Origin of the sequence: Paenibacillus shirakamiensis (assembly GCF_017874255.1) — a bacterium.
GTDB classification, from domain to species: Bacteria; Bacillota; Bacilli; order Paenibacillales; family Paenibacillaceae; genus Fontibacillus; species Fontibacillus shirakamiensis.
In genome coordinates, this window is sequence record NZ_JAGGLD010000003.1 from 364,412 (window position 1) to 381,848 (window position 17,437).

19 protein-coding genes and 1 tRNA gene are annotated in these 17,437 nt (G+C 42.8%); 4 read left to right on the forward strand and 16 right to left on the reverse strand.

Features of this window, described 5'->3' with window-relative positions; genetic code table 11:
* Nucleotides 1-110: 110 nt before the first annotated feature.
* Nucleotides 111-1,538 carry a carbohydrate-binding protein gene (locus J2Z69_RS11150; RefSeq protein WP_209862228.1) on the forward strand — a complete coding sequence of 476 codons (1,428 nt, stop codon included), beginning with the start codon at nucleotides 111-113 and terminating at the stop codon, nucleotides 1,536-1,538.
* A gap of 357 nt (nucleotides 1,539-1,895) precedes the next feature.
* Here the strand turns inward: J2Z69_RS11150 and J2Z69_RS11155 are convergent, their stop codons facing one another.
* Together J2Z69_RS11155 and J2Z69_RS11160 are read right to left on the reverse strand one after the other, a co-directional pair.
* A complete protein-coding gene (locus J2Z69_RS11155) occupies nucleotides 1,896-2,516 on the reverse strand; it encodes a hypothetical protein (protein ID WP_209862231.1) in 621 nt (206 codons plus the stop codon).
* Nucleotides 2,517-3,366: 850 nt separating this feature from the next.
* Nucleotides 3,367-3,606, reverse strand: coding sequence for a YqzE family protein (locus J2Z69_RS11160; RefSeq protein ID WP_209862233.1), 240 nt, complete (start codon nucleotides 3,604-3,606; stop codon nucleotides 3,367-3,369).
* A 152-nt stretch (nucleotides 3,607-3,758) separates the two neighbouring features.
* Between J2Z69_RS11160 and J2Z69_RS11165 the strand changes: the two genes are divergently transcribed.
* The gene (locus J2Z69_RS11165) at nucleotides 3,759-4,460 is read left to right on the forward strand and encodes an N-acetylmuramoyl-L-alanine amidase family protein (protein ID WP_209862236.1); all 702 of its coding nucleotides are present in this window, start codon (nucleotides 3,759-3,761) and stop codon (nucleotides 4,458-4,460) included.
* A gap of 112 nt (nucleotides 4,461-4,572) precedes the next feature.
* On the opposite strand, the gene J2Z69_RS11170 is transcribed toward J2Z69_RS11165, so the two are convergent.
* The gene (locus J2Z69_RS11170) at nucleotides 4,573-5,463 is read right to left on the reverse strand and encodes a divergent polysaccharide deacetylase family protein (protein WP_342591581.1); all 891 of its coding nucleotides are present in this window, start codon (nucleotides 5,461-5,463) and stop codon (nucleotides 4,573-4,575) included.
* 410 nt (nucleotides 5,464-5,873) lie between these two features.
* Nucleotides 5,874-5,960: transfer RNA gene (locus tag J2Z69_RS11175), tRNA-Leu, on the reverse strand.
* Nucleotides 5,961-6,238: 278 nt separating this feature from the next.
* Between J2Z69_RS11175 and J2Z69_RS11180 the strand changes: the two genes are divergently transcribed.
* The gene (locus J2Z69_RS11180) at nucleotides 6,239-6,628 is read left to right on the forward strand and encodes a YhjD family protein (protein WP_209862239.1); all 390 of its coding nucleotides are present in this window, start codon (nucleotides 6,239-6,241) and stop codon (nucleotides 6,626-6,628) included.
* Between the two features lie 89 nt (nucleotides 6,629-6,717).
* On the opposite strand, the gene J2Z69_RS11185 is transcribed toward J2Z69_RS11180, so the two are convergent.
* The 5 genes from J2Z69_RS11185 to J2Z69_RS11205 all read right to left on the reverse strand — a co-directional run bounded on the left by J2Z69_RS11185 (nucleotide 6,718) and on the right by J2Z69_RS11205 (nucleotide 9,164).
* Nucleotides 6,718-7,056: a carboxymuconolactone decarboxylase family protein gene (locus J2Z69_RS11185; protein WP_209862242.1), complete on the reverse strand. Its 339-nt coding sequence runs from the start codon at nucleotides 7,054-7,056 to the stop codon at nucleotides 6,718-6,720.
* Nucleotides 7,057-7,130: 74 nt separating this feature from the next.
* On the reverse strand, nucleotides 7,131-7,355 hold the full coding sequence (locus J2Z69_RS11190; protein WP_209862245.1) for a hypothetical protein: 225 nt from the start codon (nucleotides 7,353-7,355) through the stop codon (nucleotides 7,131-7,133).
* A 168-nt stretch (nucleotides 7,356-7,523) separates the two neighbouring features.
* Nucleotides 7,524-7,859 carry a hypothetical protein gene (locus tag J2Z69_RS11195; protein ID WP_209862247.1) on the reverse strand — a complete coding sequence of 112 codons (336 nt, stop codon included), beginning with the start codon at nucleotides 7,857-7,859 and terminating at the stop codon, nucleotides 7,524-7,526.
* Nucleotides 7,860-7,946: 87 nt separating this feature from the next.
* Nucleotides 7,947-8,519 carry a xanthine phosphoribosyltransferase gene (locus J2Z69_RS11200; protein ID WP_209862250.1) on the reverse strand — a complete coding sequence of 191 codons (573 nt, stop codon included), beginning with the start codon at nucleotides 8,517-8,519 and terminating at the stop codon, nucleotides 7,947-7,949.
* Between the two features lie 18 nt (nucleotides 8,520-8,537).
* Complete coding sequence (locus tag J2Z69_RS11205) at nucleotides 8,538-9,164, reverse strand: DedA family protein (RefSeq protein ID WP_209862253.1); 627 nt, start codon at nucleotides 9,162-9,164, stop codon at nucleotides 8,538-8,540.
* 182 nt (nucleotides 9,165-9,346) lie between these two features.
* Between J2Z69_RS11205 and J2Z69_RS11210 the strand changes: the two genes are divergently transcribed.
* Nucleotides 9,347-10,390: a YkvI family membrane protein gene (locus J2Z69_RS11210; RefSeq protein ID WP_209862255.1), complete on the forward strand. Its 1,044-nt coding sequence runs from the start codon at nucleotides 9,347-9,349 to the stop codon at nucleotides 10,388-10,390.
* Nucleotides 10,391-10,404: 14 nt separating this feature from the next.
* Here J2Z69_RS11210 and J2Z69_RS11215 read toward each other — a convergent pair whose 3' ends face one another.
* The 7 genes from J2Z69_RS11215 to J2Z69_RS11245 all read right to left on the reverse strand — a co-directional run bounded on the left by J2Z69_RS11215 (nucleotide 10,405) and on the right by J2Z69_RS11245 (nucleotide 17,393).
* Nucleotides 10,405-11,529 (reverse strand): glycosyltransferase family 4 protein, encoded by a 1,125-nt coding sequence (locus J2Z69_RS11215; RefSeq protein ID WP_209862258.1) that lies wholly within the window; start codon nucleotides 11,527-11,529, stop codon nucleotides 10,405-10,407.
* Nucleotides 11,530-11,772: 243 nt separating this feature from the next.
* Nucleotides 11,773-12,588, reverse strand: a complete 816-nt coding sequence (locus tag J2Z69_RS11220) for a Cof-type HAD-IIB family hydrolase (protein ID WP_209862261.1) — start codon at nucleotides 12,586-12,588, stop codon at nucleotides 11,773-11,775.
* Nucleotides 12,589-12,614: 26 nt separating this feature from the next.
* On the reverse strand, nucleotides 12,615-13,376 hold the full coding sequence (locus J2Z69_RS11225) for a pseudouridine synthase (RefSeq protein ID WP_209862263.1): 762 nt from the start codon (nucleotides 13,374-13,376) through the stop codon (nucleotides 12,615-12,617).
* Nucleotides 13,377-14,924, reverse strand: coding sequence for an RsmB/NOP family class I SAM-dependent RNA methyltransferase (locus tag J2Z69_RS11230; protein ID WP_209862266.1), 1,548 nt, complete (start codon nucleotides 14,922-14,924; stop codon nucleotides 13,377-13,379). It lies immediately after the preceding gene.
* Nucleotides 14,925-14,994: 70 nt separating this feature from the next.
* Nucleotides 14,995-15,465, reverse strand: coding sequence for a DUF309 domain-containing protein (locus J2Z69_RS11235; RefSeq protein WP_209862269.1), 471 nt, complete (start codon nucleotides 15,463-15,465; stop codon nucleotides 14,995-14,997).
* Nucleotides 15,455-16,267, reverse strand: a complete 813-nt coding sequence (gene yjbM / locus J2Z69_RS11240; RefSeq protein WP_209862272.1) for a GTP diphosphokinase — start codon at nucleotides 16,265-16,267, stop codon at nucleotides 15,455-15,457. The genes J2Z69_RS11235 and yjbM overlap by 11 nt, the downstream gene beginning before the upstream one ends.
* Nucleotides 16,268-16,298: 31 nt before the next feature.
* The gene (locus J2Z69_RS11245) at nucleotides 16,299-17,393 is read right to left on the reverse strand and encodes a quinone-dependent dihydroorotate dehydrogenase (protein ID WP_209862275.1); all 1,095 of its coding nucleotides are present in this window, start codon (nucleotides 17,391-17,393) and stop codon (nucleotides 16,299-16,301) included.
* Nucleotides 17,394-17,437 lie beyond the last annotated feature (44 nt).

A 17,437-nucleotide genomic window follows, 5' to 3' on the forward strand; every position in this document is an offset into this window, starting at 1 on the left:
GCAAGGACAGCATGAGTCTACAATAGACCCGATATGCTGGCCTTTTTTCGTTCATCCCCCATCGGTTTCACTTATTTTGATTATATATGGATTAGAAAGGATGTGTATTTATGTCTCAAGAAGTACGCACAAAGTTCGATGCACCCAGAATCTTTGCATTTGCAATACTGTTGTTGTGTGTTCTTGCTTTTCAAGGAAGAGCACAGGCTGCATCCTCCGATGAACCAGGAGAATGGAAGGCGGGGATTGCCTATCCTCAGGGAACTACCGTTACATACTTAGGAAATCTGTATGAATCATTATCCACACATCAGAGCCAGACGGATTGGTTACCTACAGAGGCCTCTTCCTTATGGAAAAAGGTTGACCTCCTATCTTATGTACATATCGGTGGACGAGTAGTTCTCGCAGGTGAGGGGGTCAACTATAGTTGGCCAGGCATCTACTTTTCAGCTCGGTTTAAGGGAACAGGCATTGGGATTAAACTGGAAGATCCGACAAATCGCTATAAAGTCGAGATTGATGGAGCATCCTATCCATCCATTACAGCACCGGGAAATGTCACTCAATGGTTCCATGGGTTAAAAGAGGGGGAACATACCATCCGGCTGACTAAAGTATCGGAGACCTATTGGTCCTATGGGCGATTTGAAGGTTTTGTACCTGTGGAAGGTGGTACATTATTATCCCCACCTGCCTATGCAGCACGCCAGATCGAGTTCATCGGCGATTCCTTCACCGCTGGATTTGGAACTTTGTCTAATCAACGAGAGTGTAGTCAGGATCAGATTGCTGCGACTACGGATGCGAGCCAGACCTTTGGCGCTTTCACCGCCCTTCAATTTGGCGCAGAATATCAGATTAATGGATTGTCAGGACGAGGAATGGTACGGAATTACGGAGGAACGGACATTGAACATCCTTACCCCGTACTCTATAATCGTGATTTGATTAATGATCCCACTAGTGTAACCGCACCCAATGCATCATGGAAGCCTCAGATTGTTGTCATTGAATTAGGCATAAATGATTTGTCTCCACTAGAGGCGGGTGAAAGTTATACCGCGGAAACCTTAAAACAAGCTTATCAAAAGGCTTATAATAACTTTATCGCGACTCTACGTACTAAATATGGAAGTAATGTTGATATTATCGTAAGCGCAACTCCTTTATGGCCTGATAATTTATTCCAGAAATATACGCAAGAAATTGTTACTGCACAACGTGCCGCGGGGGATCAACGTATCCACTATTTCTCCTTTGAAGGCATCACCCTGAACGGCTGCTTATGGCATCCAACCGTAAGTGATCATCATCAAATCTCTGCACAGCTGAATCAATTCATCAATGCATTACCGAGTGCCTGGAATCGTATTCCCAAAGAGGCTATGGTCTGGTCGGACCATACAACTTATCAATTAAATGATATCGTTGTATACAATGGCATCATTTATAGTAATATTAAAGCTCACACATCCAATGTAGGCTGGAATCCCGCTTCTTCTCCTACTCTTTGGAAAAAGGTAGTTTCTCAATAAGATAGGTACTTAATGGTACTACCTACATTCATGAGTTAAGTTTAGTCCCTATATGCTTTTAAAGCAGCGCCCCTTGTTTTTTAGAGGGGCTTTTTCTTTTGAAATTTTTTCTTTTGTGAATATAAATTTCAGCCTTCATAACTGACCAATATTCGTAAAAGAACTCTGCTGAGCTGAGGCTCGTGTCCTTTTTGGGCTTTGCAAAAAATCTATGCACAACAAGATTTCTTATAACTAAAACCGCCGGTGCTTTTATCCTTTGACCAATTAACTTTAAATCGTTGCAAATAACAAGGCAAAAAAACCTCTTAAATTTTACCATATCTTTAAATATGGTAAAACTTAAGAGGTTTTAATCTATCTCAGACTATGAGTCATTCCCAAATTATCGGAATCTTTATACTCAATATCTCGAATGAAAAGCCCTCTTTCCTCTGCCATTTTTTTTAATTTTTCAATAAATTTCGGTTTTTTAGAATAGACCGGAAGTGAAAAATCATAATTACCTAAAATTACAGTTTTTTCATGAGGAAGATAAAAATCAAAAAATATTATTTCTTTTAAGGTAAAGTTTAATATTACTTTTAAAAGCATTAAATCATGGGTCATGATAAATCTACTTTTGATTGACTTTTTTAAAATCAGTAAATTTTTATACTCTGTCTTCGTTACTCTTTCTTTAATATGAGTCAAGTTAAATCTGCTACCAAATAAATTTGAGCAGTTTATGATACATTCATGATGTGATAGTAGTTCAGAAAAAAATTTGATAAACTTAGGTCTATCATTGTTATCAAGATATTTATTAGAAAGAAGATCTAATGATTCACTTTCACTAAGTTTTTCGGGATATCGATCTAAAATTCCAAAGTTTAAAGTGGTATTCACCTTAAGTTCATCTTGCTCATCATCAGATAAAAGTAATTGGTTAAATTCGTAAAATTCTTTTGATTCTTCCTTTGAAAGATTCTTTATCATATCTTTTTCTCCTCAATTAATCTCGCAGCATTTTTCCGAACTCGGTTAGTGCTTTTATTTTTGCCATTCAGATCTTTTAGCTTCCACTTGCTTCCTCCAATGTAATTTATTCTTAAGTCTATTCTTGTCCTTTGAGCATCCTGATTAATCATTCCTTCATTCTTGTCGCGACAAATGCTGAACCTATAACTGAATCAATCCTTAAGCCTACTAATAGGTGGATCATAATGCTTTGCCATTAAATAATACAAGTTAGTTCCCACATCATATCTGTAACCAGCATATCGATAAGAATTTATATCAGCAAGGCTTTGCTTTTTTTAGCTAAATTACCCCATGCATCATAATTATAGTGTGCGACTTCATTTCCAAAAGCATCTGTAAGAATTACAATCTCCGTGCCCATTAAAATGGTAAAAGTTGTATCATCTGATAGTGTTTCCCTTACAACTTGGTTTCTTACTGCCGTTTGCTACCTAATACTATAAGGAGGCAAAAAGCGAAAAAACTTTTCGAATAAAAAGAACCGGCTTTATGCCGGTTCTAACCACTTCATCTTAATTTATTTGAAGCTTTAAAAACGATGATGAACGGAGCGAAGCATAGAGAAATGAAATCAGGGTTCTTGGTTCGCTTTTTAAAACTTTTGCGTGTCAGATAATTTTTCACTTTAGATAATTCGGACACTTTATCCTCACAAACTCAGGACTGTTTTTCAATCGCATAATTTTAGTATCGTAGTTCTAAATTTTCTTCCATACTTATCGTGTGATAAGTTTTTAGGGAGACAGCTACTTATGTTAAACGAATTAACCTGTACGATTAAAGTGTGCTGCTTATTGCGGCTAGTTTATTGTTCATTATCCTGCTTGACTGAGCTTGCAGTTAATTTTCGCTTCCACAAAGGTTCTGGTTCACTCTCCCACCACAACTCAATACCTAGGGGAATCATACCGAACCATTTACGACTCCATGGCTCCTTGGTTTGTTTCTCCTTTTCATGCTCGCGTATACGCTCAGCCTTCGGTGTCTCCACGTAATGTACAACTTTTTCGGTAATTAACATCACAATTTCTTCGCCTGAAGCCATTTTTTACCGCCTCCATAATCATTCAAAGCGTATAAAGTGTAGTATCCATAGTATTCACCACTTCTGAACGTCATAATCCCTTTGAACGTGCATGATCTATCCATAATTGGCTCATTCTATAGAAAATGAACTGAAGAGGGGCAAGTGACAAAGTGAAACGTAAAACAAGTTTATTATTGGCAGCCAGTATCGCACTGTCCTGCTTCACTCCTTGGAGCAGTGAAGTTCAAGCCAAACCTCAAGATATTGAACGATTAGCCAAACACGCTTTTCCGGATTCTGTTGTTCTCATTGATGTGGGACATGGCGGAATTGATGGCGGTACTTCATTTGAAAAAATTTTGGAAAAGGATATTAACCTAGATGTCAGTCGCAAATTGTATATGATTCTTCGTAGCCAAGGGTTCAAGGCCGTACTTAATCGATCAGAAGATTACGCGCTAAGCGATGACAACCGTTGGCTAAAAAGCCGATCTCGGCATATGCGAGATCTGGCTCAACGTAAAGGCTTGAGTCAAGAAATTACTACAGCTGTCGTAGTAAGCCTCCATGTGAACTGGGGACGTAACTCGATCAAGCGAGGTGCCCTCGTACTTCATCAAGATGAAGGTCGAAGCGTTTTACTAGCCCATGCCATTCAAGATCATTTAGACCATTATTATGACATCAACTCTTCTCCGGTATTAGGCAAACCTTTTTATCTACTCAAACATACAGAAGTACCCGCTGTCATTGTAGAGATGGGTTTCCTCAGCAACCCGCTCGACCGCTCGATTATGGTACGTACGAAGGGACAGACGGAATTAGCTGAAGCAATAGCTTCGGGTATTACGGCCTATTTTACAGAAATATAAAATAGACCCCGGTTCACAGATGTATCCTGCTTTCCAGAGTCTAAATAGATGTGTATTCATTCTGCCAGATGGGTAGGCATTATTTCCAAATGAGCGGTAGGCATGGCATTACTTACGGAAGGATTATATTAGGCTTTCCTTGTTCTCTAGCCAAATCACTCACCCCAACGAACTGAGCCTCTTTCTGCAGCTTCTCTATCGACTGTCTAAGAACGGAGGCTGTTTTTTTGCCTGAATGGCCCACATGACCGATCGTTACGCAGCTTTCATGTATCTTTAAAAATTCCGCTACTTTTTCGATTTGTCTGGCAATTGCAGCTTCTGAAGCGACATCATCTAAAAAAATATGATTATCTACCTGAGGCAGTCCTTTGGCTCTGCATAGTTTACCCACAATAGATCTATAGTTCGTCTTACTATCCACAAAAAATAACCCGCGCTCTTTGCATACATCTAACACGATAGACATAATGCGTTCATCTGCTGTAATTTTTGATCCCATATGGTTATTAATCCCCACCGCATAAGGAACATTATCAATCGCCTTCTCTACTCGTGACCTCACCTCTGCATCCGTAAGACTCGACAGGATTGCACCAGGTCCTAGCCAACTAGCTCGTCCTTGTTTGGGTTCCATCGGAAGGTGTAGCAGAACATCAAATCCCTTCTCATGAGCAAGCCTTGCATCTTTCTCTGTCGAGGGAAGGAATGGCATAACGGCCACGGTCAATTTGACCGGCATCGCCATAATCTGTTCGGTTCCCACCATGTTATTGCCTAAATCATCGATAATGACGGCTAGCTTTTTAGTTGGTTGTTCTGTGTGGACAAGAGCCGCTGATGAACCTTTTGCCTGTTCTCCTTTTATGTGCATAAGGGTAGCCGATGGTGCGCCTTGCTCTGCTTCTGCTTTAGGGGTATACCCTATCATGACCAACACTAAAGCGGCCATCGTCAGCTTTAATTTATAGAAATTGGGTCTGTGCTTAAAATTGTTGTTCACTATGCCACTCTCCTGACTTCTTGTTCATCTCATGATGTTGAACTATATTTCGCACCTTTTAATATTCTTTTCATGTAGTTGCTATTTAATAAATATTTTCCCTCAACCCATCAAAATGTATTTGTACCTTTCGTAGTTTTGCCTTTTAGTATCTGTTGAATTTGCGTTTTTATTAATTATTTCTGGAGTGGCTTGAACATCAAAATAATAATTGCATAATTTGAATACCCATCCAATAGCTCTCTTAATGTCAACATGAATTTATTATGAAACATGTTCATTCGCCAGTAATAAGTTTTAAACTAGATCTATTTTTCTGCATTGTCATGTTTTTGCGATTATTAAATTGTAAATAAAAAAGGCTCGTAAACTGCTGCAAGAGCAATTTACGAGCCTGTTAGATGTAAGGTTGGTGCGGTCGAGAGGACTCGAACCTCCACGGGGGTTAGCCCACACGGACCTGAACCGTGCGCGTCTGCCAATTCCGCCACGACCGCATGTTTGGCGCGGTGTTAAACCGCTGTACTACACGTAATATTCGACTAGCTTCACAAGGATTTTTTCGGAAGGCATAAGTTAGGCTAACGAAATTATATCCGCTAATTCTAACTACTTATGCGTCGTGTTAAATCCATGCGCGTCTCAACCACGCTTAAATATATTATCACGTTAGAACTAAGCAAGTCAACAACCTTTTATTATATTTTACCATTGATTAAATCTAATTCTAAAGGTTAGAATAAGAACATAAGTTCGTATTAGGTGGTGATGAATAATGGCTGTCCCTCAGATTACTTCGGCTGAGCTATCCATGATAAAGAGTAGTTTGGCCCTGATGTTCATTCGAAAAGTTTTTGAGCGAGATGCTAAAATTTTAGAACAAAGTGGGCTTCTGAAAAGCCCGGAGGTATACGTGAGTATGATTGGGGAGGGTATAGAACGAGTGAGTATACTCCAATCTGAAGTTAAAAACGAACTACGGAAGCAGAACATTCGTATCTATAGACTTACGCAAGACATAGATGGAATAGAAGCTCATTATCGTTGCCGTAAGTATGAAGGGACGATGCGCATTCTGTGGTCTTCTCTCCGAAATGAAATGCCTGAACGAATGAAAGCTTATCTCAGTATTCAACCTACCGAAACGGTACTTAGTACTCGCTAACAACCTTCTTATTTAACAGATTGAAATAACTTGGCAACAATTAAAAACGCAAAAAGCTGTCCGGGTCTCCAGACAGCTCTCCTTTTTACCTATCCATGATCTGCAATTGCCTTCTGAACACGAGTTACACCTTGGGACAAAATATGCCCGGAGCTGACCGCCGCCGCTGCTGCTACAGTCTCCCGAATTTCTGCATCGCTTGCTCCCTTGGACCGAGCTTCCCCCGTATGATAAAATGTGCATATTTCATTGTTATTGAATAGACTAATGCCCAAAGCGATCAATTGTTTGGTCTTAGCATCCAATTCACCGGCTGCTAAGGCTTTACCTGTGAATTCATGATAAGCCTCAGCTACATCAGGCAAAGCTTGGCCAAAATCGTGAATCCCATCTTTATAAGCCTTTACCTTATCTTCTGTCAAAGACAATTCCTGCACTCCCCTTCTTCAGGATCAACTATAGCTGTTAAGTTACTTCTTCTACGTTGTCCGGAAATAGGGATTTATATGCTTTCATCCAAAGGAGAAATCCGTTTTTCTTTTGAAGGTTGAATGATATAATTTCGGTCTAATTTGACCACGTTGCGGTTGGGCCTGCGAATCATCACTTGAGTATCGTTCCAAGCTACGACAATTCCTCGTATATCATTCGTATCTAGCCCGTCTCTTACGACCCGTACCTTTTCTCCAGATAATCGGTAAGCATCTAACTGTTCATCGCTAATCATGATCTGCCCCTCCTTCTCAATCTATATCCAGCCCATAATTTACCCTACTCAGGTTAAATATAAACAGGCCGTATGCCGAGGAGATCCCGGAATACAGCCTGCCTGGATGCGGGTCGTGCGGTCACAGCCCGCGTATGAAACCTAACCGGCTCCGACACTTCCCAGCAATTATCTTTGTGCGTGTTCTTTACTGTCGTTCTTCTCGAACCAGAAATCCAACACCTTCGCAGACATGACACGTTGTTCTACATAAGCCACTTGCTGTGGACTGAACTGTTCTCTCCAAGGGAAGGAAAGCTCATCGCACAATCCTGCAATCGTCAGCAATTGCGACCAAGCTACATATCGTTTGTACCAAAAAAACTGCGGATGTTCGAGCATATAGGGATAAAGGTCGTCAAATTCTGTATGTTTGCAATCCAAGGCACGCTCAAAAGTAATTTTAGCTTCACTTAATTTTGCAACAAAAAATTCTGCATTAACTACGGGTTGTTGTTCTCCCATGTAGTTGCCTCCTCTCCCTACTTACTCTTCATTATAAACGAAAAGCAAGGCTCTGCAAAGGATTGTTCTTAAATTTGATGAATATGCCTAATCTTCAAAAGCTATGGAACCTCCATCAAGCGAGGTGATTTTTACCAAGGATTCCAATCGGATTCCTTGTTCTCGAATCGCCTTAGCTCCAGCTTGAAAGCTTTTCTCGACGACAATTCCGACGCCAACTAACTCGGCACCCGAACGTTGGATAATTCGTACGAGCCCCCGCGCAGCATCTCCATTTGCGATAATATCATCAATGAACAATATGCGATCATTCTCCGAAATATATTGGCGAGATAGTAAAATATCTGTAACGATGCCCTTAGTAAAAGAAGGAACACGCTCGCATAACGCATCGGGATCAGCCAATAGTGTCTTTTTGCGACGGGCAAATACTAGAGGTACACCTAGTTCAAAGGCGGTGGCAAAAGCGATCGCGATACCAGAAGATTCTACCGTCACCACCCGTGTTACTCCATCCTCACGAAACATCCTTGCAAATTCTTTGCCCATGTCCATTGTAAGCTGGGGATCTACTTGGTGATTCAGCAGTCCATCAAGCTTAAGAACCTGATCTGAGACCACCACGCCTTCTTCCAAGATTCGTTTTTTCAATGATTCCATGGAAATTCCCCCTGACCGTTATTTCAAATTTTCTTTTTTACTAGCTCGTAAGCTCTTCAAATGTTTGTAGAAGAAATATAATATTAGTCCAATTAATAAGATTGTGAGCACCAAGAGAGACATCCGCCATACGTGATGATGCAGGTAGATAGCGATTTTTCTCCAGTTATGTCCTACTAGACTTCCTATACACATGAAGGTTGTACACCAGATGGCTGATCCAATCCCGGCATAGGTCAAATATACAGGTAGAGGCAGACGGTAGACACCTGAGAGATAGGAGGTAACCTGCCTTAATCCCGGTACAAAGTAACCAAAAAGCACGCTCCAATTCCCGTACTTAGCGAACCATTTCTCGGTCTTCTCAAGCCTGCTAGGCGTGATAAAAATCCACTTCCCAAACTTGTGAAGCAGCGGTGTACCAATAACCCGTCCAACCGTGTAACTTAGCATCATTCCCGTCATACTGCCCAGAAAAGTCATCAGTAATGCAATCCAAAATACAAAATGCCCTTCGGCAGTTAAGCCGCCAAACGTGACGACAAGCGTCTCATCCGGAACAGGTATGCCTACGAATCCCAGCGCTAACAATCCGTACATGGCCAAATAACCATAGTGATGGAGATAGGTCATGATTACACTCACTAGTTAACCTCACCTTTCTGAACAAAACGCACGACTTGGACTAGCCGGACAGGTTCCAGTCATGTCCTCAGCCCTACTTACATACCTTGTACTATATATAGCACAGAACCGGTTGATTCGGTAGTCGTGTCTTATTGAAAGTTACCCCCGAACCGCTCGATCTAACCGATAGGAGGAAAATCATGAAAAATGCCTTGAAAGTGCTGCAAATTGGCTTTACTTATATCGGCACCATTGTAGGCGCTGGGTTCGCCACGGGCCAAGAAATCATCACCTTTTTCACGCAATATGGCCGCATAGGAGCCCTGACGATTCTCATTGCTTCGGGACTATTCATCTGGCTGGGAACTAAAATGATGCTCCTCGCACATGACATTAAAGCGGAATCCTATGAGGATCTGAACCGCAAATTATTTGGCCAGCGAACCGGTGGATGGATAAGCCTTTTTACCTTACTCGTATTGATGGGTGTGAACAGTGTTATGCTCGCTGGGGCCGGCTCTGTATTTATGGAGAACTTAGGATTCCATTACCAGACCGGACTACTAATTACGCTAGTAGGTACATATTTGCTCCTCCACCGCGGGATGCAAGCTATTCTTCAATTAAACTCTATTGTCGTTCCGCTCATGTTACTGCTCTCTATAATCATTATTTTAAATACCGTTGGCTTGCCTGGAGCCACTCGGTTTATGACTATTTCGACGGACGCGAGTACAACGGCAGCTTGGGCCGCTCCATTTATGTATACCGCATTTAACCTAGGAATGGCCCAAGCCGTCCTTGTCCCGATTGGAAGCCACACTACAAGCCGAAAGGTTCTTATATGGGGCGGTATTATGGGCGGAATCGGTGTTGGTTTTCTGCTTATGGCTGGGCACTTTGCCTTATCTGCTCAAATGCCAGGTATCACCCAATATGAAATCCCTATGGGCAATATTGCAAATCATCTAGGTGCAGCCGTGCGAATCGTCTATGTCATTCTAATTTTCTTAGAGATTTTCAGTACCTTTGTAGCTGATATTTACGGAGTGTCTTTACAGCTACGTCAGCGTCTTCGGATCTCTCCCAAACTGCTGTCTCTGATTCTCCTATTGATCTGCTATGTAACTAGTCAATTCGGATTCAGTTCGCTGCTCTCGGTTCTCTACCCATTGTTTGGTTTATTCAGCTTAATCTGGGTCGTAATGTTGATTCTATATCGTCGAGAGAAACCTACTCTGTAAATCAGGGTATGTGACTATGAAGAATACTGTAAATATAATTTCTTTAGCTCATGTACAGAACGAGCAATTGAGTATTGACTCTTCGCTTTGTCCCAACCCATTCGAGCCAGTGCATAGCGATAAGAGGGATCAACAATTACTTTTTCTAGAGCATCTGCAAGAGCTTGGGGATCTTCTGGAGGAACCAAAAGTCCCCCCACACCATTCTCGATTTGTTCTGCAATGCCGCCTACATGAGTTCCCACCAAAGCTAGGCAGCAGAGAGCTGCTTCTGCAAATACGGAGCCGAAAGCTTCCGCTCTTGAAGGTAAGACAAAGATATCAAAAAAAGGCATAAATTCCTCTGGATGTAGCGTATAGCCATAAAATATGGTTTCGTTATAAATTCCAAGTTCCTGAGCCATTGCTTCGAGTTCAGGCCGAATCGGACCATCCCCAATGATATGAAGCACATACGGATGACCTTTACGTTTTAGTTCAGCACAAGCCCGAAGTAAGATGTCTAGACCCTTCGCAGGGACCAAACGACATACCGTAACAAGCTGGGCTACTTCATTCTCGTGAGAGACCGGCTTAAATCTCCGTTCATCAAAACCATTCGAGATAATCCCGACATCCTCAGGCCTATTAACATAAGGCGCCATGTAATCTAGAAATGATCTAGACACCGTAAGCATACGATCTGTCCGATGCTCTAACTCTTTATATATGGAGACTAGGAACTGATGTTCCAAACCCCCTTCTTCTATTTTGCCATTCAATAGTAATTCGCGTTCATAGCTAGAGTGAACTGTCTGAATTACAGGCGTATCCGGAAATACCTGCTTCATCGCAAGTCCCGCAATCGGGTGGTGCGCATGGATCAAGTCGTATCGCTTTTGAATTCTAAGCTTCGTCCACCATAAGTAATCTCGGTAGGTTTGAATGTACTTTTGAACAATGGGACTCTCTTCGTAGACGGTCCAGTCAAAGGTATGAAACTCGACAGGGTCCTTTCCTTTGCTTCGTATCCTTCTTGGGATAGAGAATAGCTCCATCTCCCAGTGGGGAGGATTGAACCGTTCTTGCATGTAAGGAATCATAGAAGATACCCCACCAGGTTGTTCGGGCGGGAAGAAAAGTGCTTGTAGCAGTTTCACAATCAAAGCCCCTTCCTTTAGTTAGTTCGGACGACGTACCGCCTTTATCCATTATGACATACGCCACTTGGAACATCCATTTTCAGTTCATAGCAAAAAAGAACTTGAAGGCATCATCTGAATGATACGAACAAGTTCTTTTTTATGTCGATTAGAATGTACATACTAGATAACTTTCGATTTAGATTGTACATTACTAGATAACTTTCGATCTAGAATGTGCATTACCAGTGATGAATGTTCCTAGGCGGAAGGAGTCTCGGACAAGCAGAATTTCTCCAGCGCGAGCCGCACACCTTCATCATTGTTAGAAGCTGTAACTTCCTTAGCCGCTGCTTTTACTTCAGCTGGAGAATTGTCCATAGCTATCCCAAGTCCTGCAAATGTAAGCATCGTTATATCATTATAGAAATTACCAATAGCCATAACTTCTTCTGACGCAAGACCTCTTGATGTCGCCAACTGCTTCAAAGCATTTCCTTTTGAAGAATCAGGATGCATCAGGTCAATAAAATAGTCTCCACTACGCAGCATATTAAATTCTGGGTTCCACAGACTCCACTCTGCAAACACACGCTCCATCTGATCCGATGGACCTGAAGCGGTTAACTTCACAATCGGTTCCTTAAAGTCTGCCCAGATGGGCATATCCTGAGGTTCGATCATGAACTGATGATACATAGCCAGAACTTCGGAAGTCATTTGGTCTAAATGGTCGACGTACAAGCCGTATGTGGTGTTCACATCAAAATGAACTCCATGTCTACGGCAGTAATCCATATAAGGCAATAATCCTTGTGCATCAATTGCGAACTCGTGTACAATGTCACGCGTCTTCACATCTACGGTTGCCGCTCCATTATGCGTAATGACATATCCTTCGAGACCCATGGTCTCCATGAAAGGAATACAGCTGAGCGGAGCCCGGCCTGTACACAGTACAAATTCCGTACCTTGCGCGGCTATACGTTGAATGGTCTCGGCCGTAGAAGGCGTGAGTTCATGCTTATCATTCAGCAAGGTTCCATCTACATCCAGTGCAATCAATTTATAATTCATGTCTCCACCCTCTCTATATGTCATAATTATAATATATCTCGATTCATCAAGGAAGCCAGTTCTTCAGGGTGAAGTTCACGTGATGCCCCGAGAGGAAGTTCTTCATCCAATGCAAGAGAACCCATAGAGATTCTTTTGAGAAACAATACTTTGGAATCCACGGCTTCAAACATGCGCTTTACCTGATGGAATTTCCCTTCCGAAATTGTAAGCTCAATTAGACTTAGCTTACGATCATCCTTTTCCACATGTTGAAGCACCTGCAAATGAGCGGGTAAAGTCTTATAGCCATCATCTAACGTAACCCCATCCACAAAACGCTGCGCTTCACGATCGCCTACATGACCTTCTACCTTAGCAAAATACGTCTTGGGGACATGTTTGCGCGGAGACAGAAGATCGTGCGCAAGCTGCCCGTCATTGGTAAGCAGAAGCAACCCTTCCGTGTCTTTATCTAACCTGCCCACAGGGAACAATTCAAAACACTTATATTGTTCAGGCAACAAATCTATGACTGTACGATCTCGCTGATCCTCCGTTGCCGAGACAACACCTGCGGGTTTGTGAAGCATGATGTACACAAATTCTCGATAAAAGATAGCTTCACCATCTACTTCAATCTGATCTATATAGGGATCGGCCTGAGCACCGCTATCTTTGAGGACTTGTCCATTAAGCGTAATTCGACCTTGTTTGACCATTTTTTTCAGGTCCGAGCGTGAGCCTTTTCCTAAATGACCTAATATTTTATCGATTCGCTGTGTTTTCTTTCCTTTACTATTAGCCATTTATGTCCACCTCCATCCTGCTGGATATTCATTCTTCAATATACCGTCCAACCATTTTCCCCAGCCTGCCGAAATGCCATCTACAAGCACAAGAACGAATCCCTTAGGGGCTACATCTTCATTACGCAGGACTCGATCAGCCGATATCTCCAAGGTCTCTCCTTTAAGGTACCTTACTGCTTCTCCCTGCTCTATACTCAGGTTCACCGATCGAACGGCTTCATCAGAACGGAGCGCCGCAGCAAGCGGGTGGCCAGGTATGAACCGCCCATGCTTCACCGTGCCTACATACCAACCAGGTCTCACGGTTTTGAGACCGTTGAGGCTGGATTTGGGCAGTCTAGAGAGATATACATTTGAACCATATAAAACAGGTACTCCCGGATCTTCGAGCTTCAGATTTTCCTGAGCAAATTGATTCCAACCATCTAAAATCTCGCTTTCTACCGCAACAGGCTTCATGGATGACCGTGTATCTTTATGATGAAGTGAGGATCCACGACGAGAGCCTTTCGATTCTGTTCGATTTCGCTTGGTCTCTGCAGGAGGAGCGGAACTTTGAATACATACAGGCTCTATTGCAATATGGCTTCTCTCCGCTCGCTTCCCTTGATGCTGAAGAACAGCTACAAAATGACCCTCACCCTGTATTTTATGGGGCCATAATCTTGTGCATTTAGCTGTCGCTTTAATGGACTCTTCCGACCATTCGTTAGACTTGGACGAATCGATCCACTCCGGTCTACCCGAAGCAGTCCCCCATGACTTAGGAACTTCCATCACATTAAACTCCGCATGATCGTCCAAAAATGAAGCAATCATCGCTTCGTTCTCTTCTGGAGAGAACGTACACGTCGAATAGACGATCGTTCCCCCCGGGGCAAGTAGAGCTGAAGCCGATTTCAAAATATCCTGCTGCATCCATTCACATTTCTCCACCGAATGTTTCTCCCATTGCCGAGCCATATCCGGCTCTTTGCGGAACATCCCCTCGCCTGAACAAGGTGCATCAATTAAAATTCTATCAAAAAAGTTAGGAAAGGCATTTGCAATACGCTCAGGGCTATCATTTAACACAATAGCGTTACGGACACCATAAAGTTCAATATTTTTAGCTAAAGCTTTGGTACGTTCTGCACTGATATCATTGGTCACGAGGAGTCCTGTACCTTGTAACTTAGCGGCAATCTGCGTGGACTTTCCGCCTGGGGCTGCACATAAGTCCAATACCCGGTCATCCAGCTGAATATCCAGTGCTTCTACAGGTGCCATAGCACTGGGTTCCTGAATATAGTAGAGTCCCGCATGATAGTAGGGGTGCTTGCCAGGTTTCACCCCATCTTCTGTATAATATCCTGTAGGGCACCAAGGAATAGGTTGTAACTTAAAAGGAACCTTCTTTTCGAATGCTTCAGGTGCAATTTTGAGCGTGTTAATGCGCAGACCACTGTAATAAAGCTGGTCATAGGTAGCTATAAAAGAAGTATACTCCTCTCCAAGCAGCTGCTCCATTCGCTCTATGAACGCCTCCGGTAATGCTGTCTTCATATCATGGTATTCCTTCCTGAGTCGCAAGCGGCCCGCTCCCCATACATTAATGAGGAGCGGGCCGCTGGCATTATTTAGGTCTGAGCTGATCTCTGAGTGCATGTTTGTCTCCCCGCTGCGGGTGAATCTGCAAGGGAAGATGGGGTGGACATGCTTTATCTGATCTCGCCACAGCTTGTTGCAAATGAATATCGATCATTTCAATCTGAATGTCATAATAAGGAATGGGCGATTCCGGCTGTGACTCTAGGGCAGTAATCAGCACATAGACCTCATCTCTTAATTTTCCAAGGTTAATGCCCAAGCTATCTCCCGGATAATGAGCTAATTTCTCAGCCGCCGAACGAAGCATTTTCCTACTTCCTGAGAGATTATGTCTACGAAAATGAAACATACCCACAGCTACTTGAAGTAAGCCTTTAATTAACGGATTACGATTTTCTTTCAGCCACAATTCTTCAAGCACTTCATGACATTCAAAGTAATCCTGATCCCGATTAAAATATATCAGATACGCCACAAACAGCGGATCATAACTCATCCGGATCCTCGGCTTTGCGGGCTTGCTTCAGCAGCCCCTTCACTTCATCGGATAGTTCCTTCATCGCATGCATATCTTTCAATTCCCATAATTCATTAAACCTGCGCTGTGCTTCGATAGCCTCTGAGACGAGATGATAAAAATATAATTTGTGTATAGCACCAAGTACTTGAGTAATTAAACTGGAATCATCCTCAAAGCTCTTCTGCGCATCCAAAATTTCTTGACGGATACTAGACATTTCATTATCTAGAATAAAGGCCGCTTCCGCTGCTTTTTTCAAGCGTTCTCTCATATCTCCTGGCAGGCTTTCTCTGAACTTATAGTTCAGTGAATGCTCAATCGTAGCCCAAAAGTTCATAGCAAGAGTACGAATTTGAATCTCAGCTAGCACTCGTTTTTGACCCAGTGCAGTCTGAACAGGATACTCTACAATCATATGAAAACTACGATACCCACTATCTTTATAGTTCGTAATGTAGTCCTTCTCGTATATCACCTGCAAATCTTTGCGATTTCGAATATATTCAGCCACTCTCCGAATATCCTCCGCGAACTGACACATGATTCGAATACCTGCGATATCCTCAATTCCTGTCTCCAATTGATCCATCGGGACATTTAGACGTTTCGCCTTGTCCAAAATACTGGATATCTTCTTCACGCGTCCGGTTACGAATTCGATCGGTGCATACTCTTCTAGCTTCTTAAGTTCGGAACGCATCGTCTTGAATTTAACTTTTAATTCTTCCACGGCTTGTTCATACGGAAGCAAAAATGCTCCCCAATCTATAACATTCATCCTCTGTGCCTCCTGTCCTGTATCCGGCTAATTATCGATGATCGGCTCCTACAGCTTCTGAGATATGACTAAAACCATCGCGCTTAAGCAGTTCCAGAAGTCCTGCATGTAGTTGTCGATTGATCTCGGGTCCTTTATAAATTAAGGCAGTATATATCTCAACTAGACTCGCCCCTGCACGGATTTTGTCATAAGCATCCTGACTATCAAAGATCCCTCCTGAACCAATGATGGGTAGAGTTCCTTCCGTCTGCTTATATATCCGGGCAATAATTTCTGTAGAGCGCTCTGTCAAGGGACGACCACTAAGACCCCCCGTCTCCTTGGCATTCTCATGAGTTAGACCTTCTCTAGAAATCGTCGTATTTGTAGCAATGATTCCTGAGACTCCGCTCTTTTGAATCGTATCTACCATAAAGGTCAGTTCTTCATCGCTCACATCCGGTGCAATTTTGACCAGTACAGCCTTTTTCTTCCCCATCCGAGCGTTATGAACCTCTATCTCCTGCATCACGGCAGACAAAAGCGTAGCGAGTTCACTCCCATGCTGTAGATTACGCAAATCCGGCGTATTTGGTGAACTTATATTAACCACAAAAAAATCAGCTTGCGTATAGAGCGCTGCGATGCATTTCTCATAATCTACATGCGCTTCCTCGTTAGGCGTCGCTTTATTTTTGCCAATATTGACAGCGATAGGGATGGGTCTTGCGGACAATGCTTCCAATCGGCTCGCCATCTGGCTCGCTCCATGATTATTAAAGCCCATCCGATTCACAAGTGCTTCATCTGGAGGTAGACGGAACAAACGCGGCAGTTCATTACCAGGCTGGGCGAGCGGGGTTACGGTGCCCACTTCCATGAAGCCAAACCCCACAGCAGAGAATCCAGCCACGGCTTCAGCATTTTTATCTAGACCTGCGGCAAGTCCTACAGGTGTTGGAAAATGAAGACCGAACAAATCTACGGCAAGTTCAGGAATTTCCTTCACACCGTACATCATGTGTAGTAGCGGCGCACCGCCCGGGAGCTTCCCCGTTGTATGTAATCCGCCAATAACTAAATGATGCGCCTTCTCAGCATCTAATTTGAAGAAGATTGGCTTACCAAAGTTGCGGTATAACAATGCTATTCACTCCGTTCATATGCAATGGACATTATGCCCCTTCA

Excerpts from the sequence above, each read along its gene's own strand:
- J2Z69_RS11210 (WP_209862255.1), top strand. The coding sequence starts at position 9,347 with ATGAAAAATGCCTTGAAAGTGCTGCAAATTGGCTTTACTTATATCGGC.
- J2Z69_RS11230 (WP_209862266.1), bottom strand. The coding sequence starts at position 14,924 with ATGAAGACAGCATTACCGGAGGCGTTCATAGAGCGAATGGAGCAGCTG.
- J2Z69_RS11235 (WP_209862269.1), bottom strand. The coding sequence starts at position 15,465 with ATGAGTTATGATCCGCTGTTTGTGGCGTATCTGATATATTTTAATCGG.
- J2Z69_RS11150 (WP_209862228.1), top strand. The coding sequence starts at position 111 with ATGTCTCAAGAAGTACGCACAAAGTTCGATGCACCCAGAATCTTTGCA.
- J2Z69_RS11155 (WP_209862231.1), bottom strand. The coding sequence starts at position 2,516 with ATGATAAAGAATCTTTCAAAGGAAGAATCAAAAGAATTTTACGAATTT.
- J2Z69_RS11160 (WP_209862233.1), bottom strand. The coding sequence starts at position 3,606 with ATGGCTTCAGGCGAAGAAATTGTGATGTTAATTACCGAAAAAGTTGTA.
- J2Z69_RS11200 (WP_209862250.1), bottom strand. The coding sequence starts at position 8,519 with ATGGAATCATTGAAAAAACGAATCTTGGAAGAAGGCGTGGTGGTCTCA.
- J2Z69_RS11190 (WP_209862245.1), bottom strand. The coding sequence starts at position 7,355 with ATGATTAGCGATGAACAGTTAGATGCTTACCGATTATCTGGAGAAAAG.
- J2Z69_RS11225 (WP_209862263.1), bottom strand. The coding sequence starts at position 13,376 with ATGGCTAATAGTAAAGGAAAGAAAACACAGCGAATCGATAAAATATTA.
- yjbM (WP_209862272.1), bottom strand. The coding sequence starts at position 16,267 with ATGAATGTTATAGATTGGGGAGCATTTTTGCTTCCGTATGAACAAGCC.
- J2Z69_RS11195 (WP_209862247.1), bottom strand. The coding sequence starts at position 7,859 with ATGGGAGAACAACAACCCGTAGTTAATGCAGAATTTTTTGTTGCAAAA.
- J2Z69_RS11180 (WP_209862239.1), top strand. The coding sequence starts at position 6,239 with ATGGCTGTCCCTCAGATTACTTCGGCTGAGCTATCCATGATAAAGAGT.
- J2Z69_RS11220 (WP_209862261.1), bottom strand. The coding sequence starts at position 12,588 with ATGAATTATAAATTGATTGCACTGGATGTAGATGGAACCTTGCTGAAT.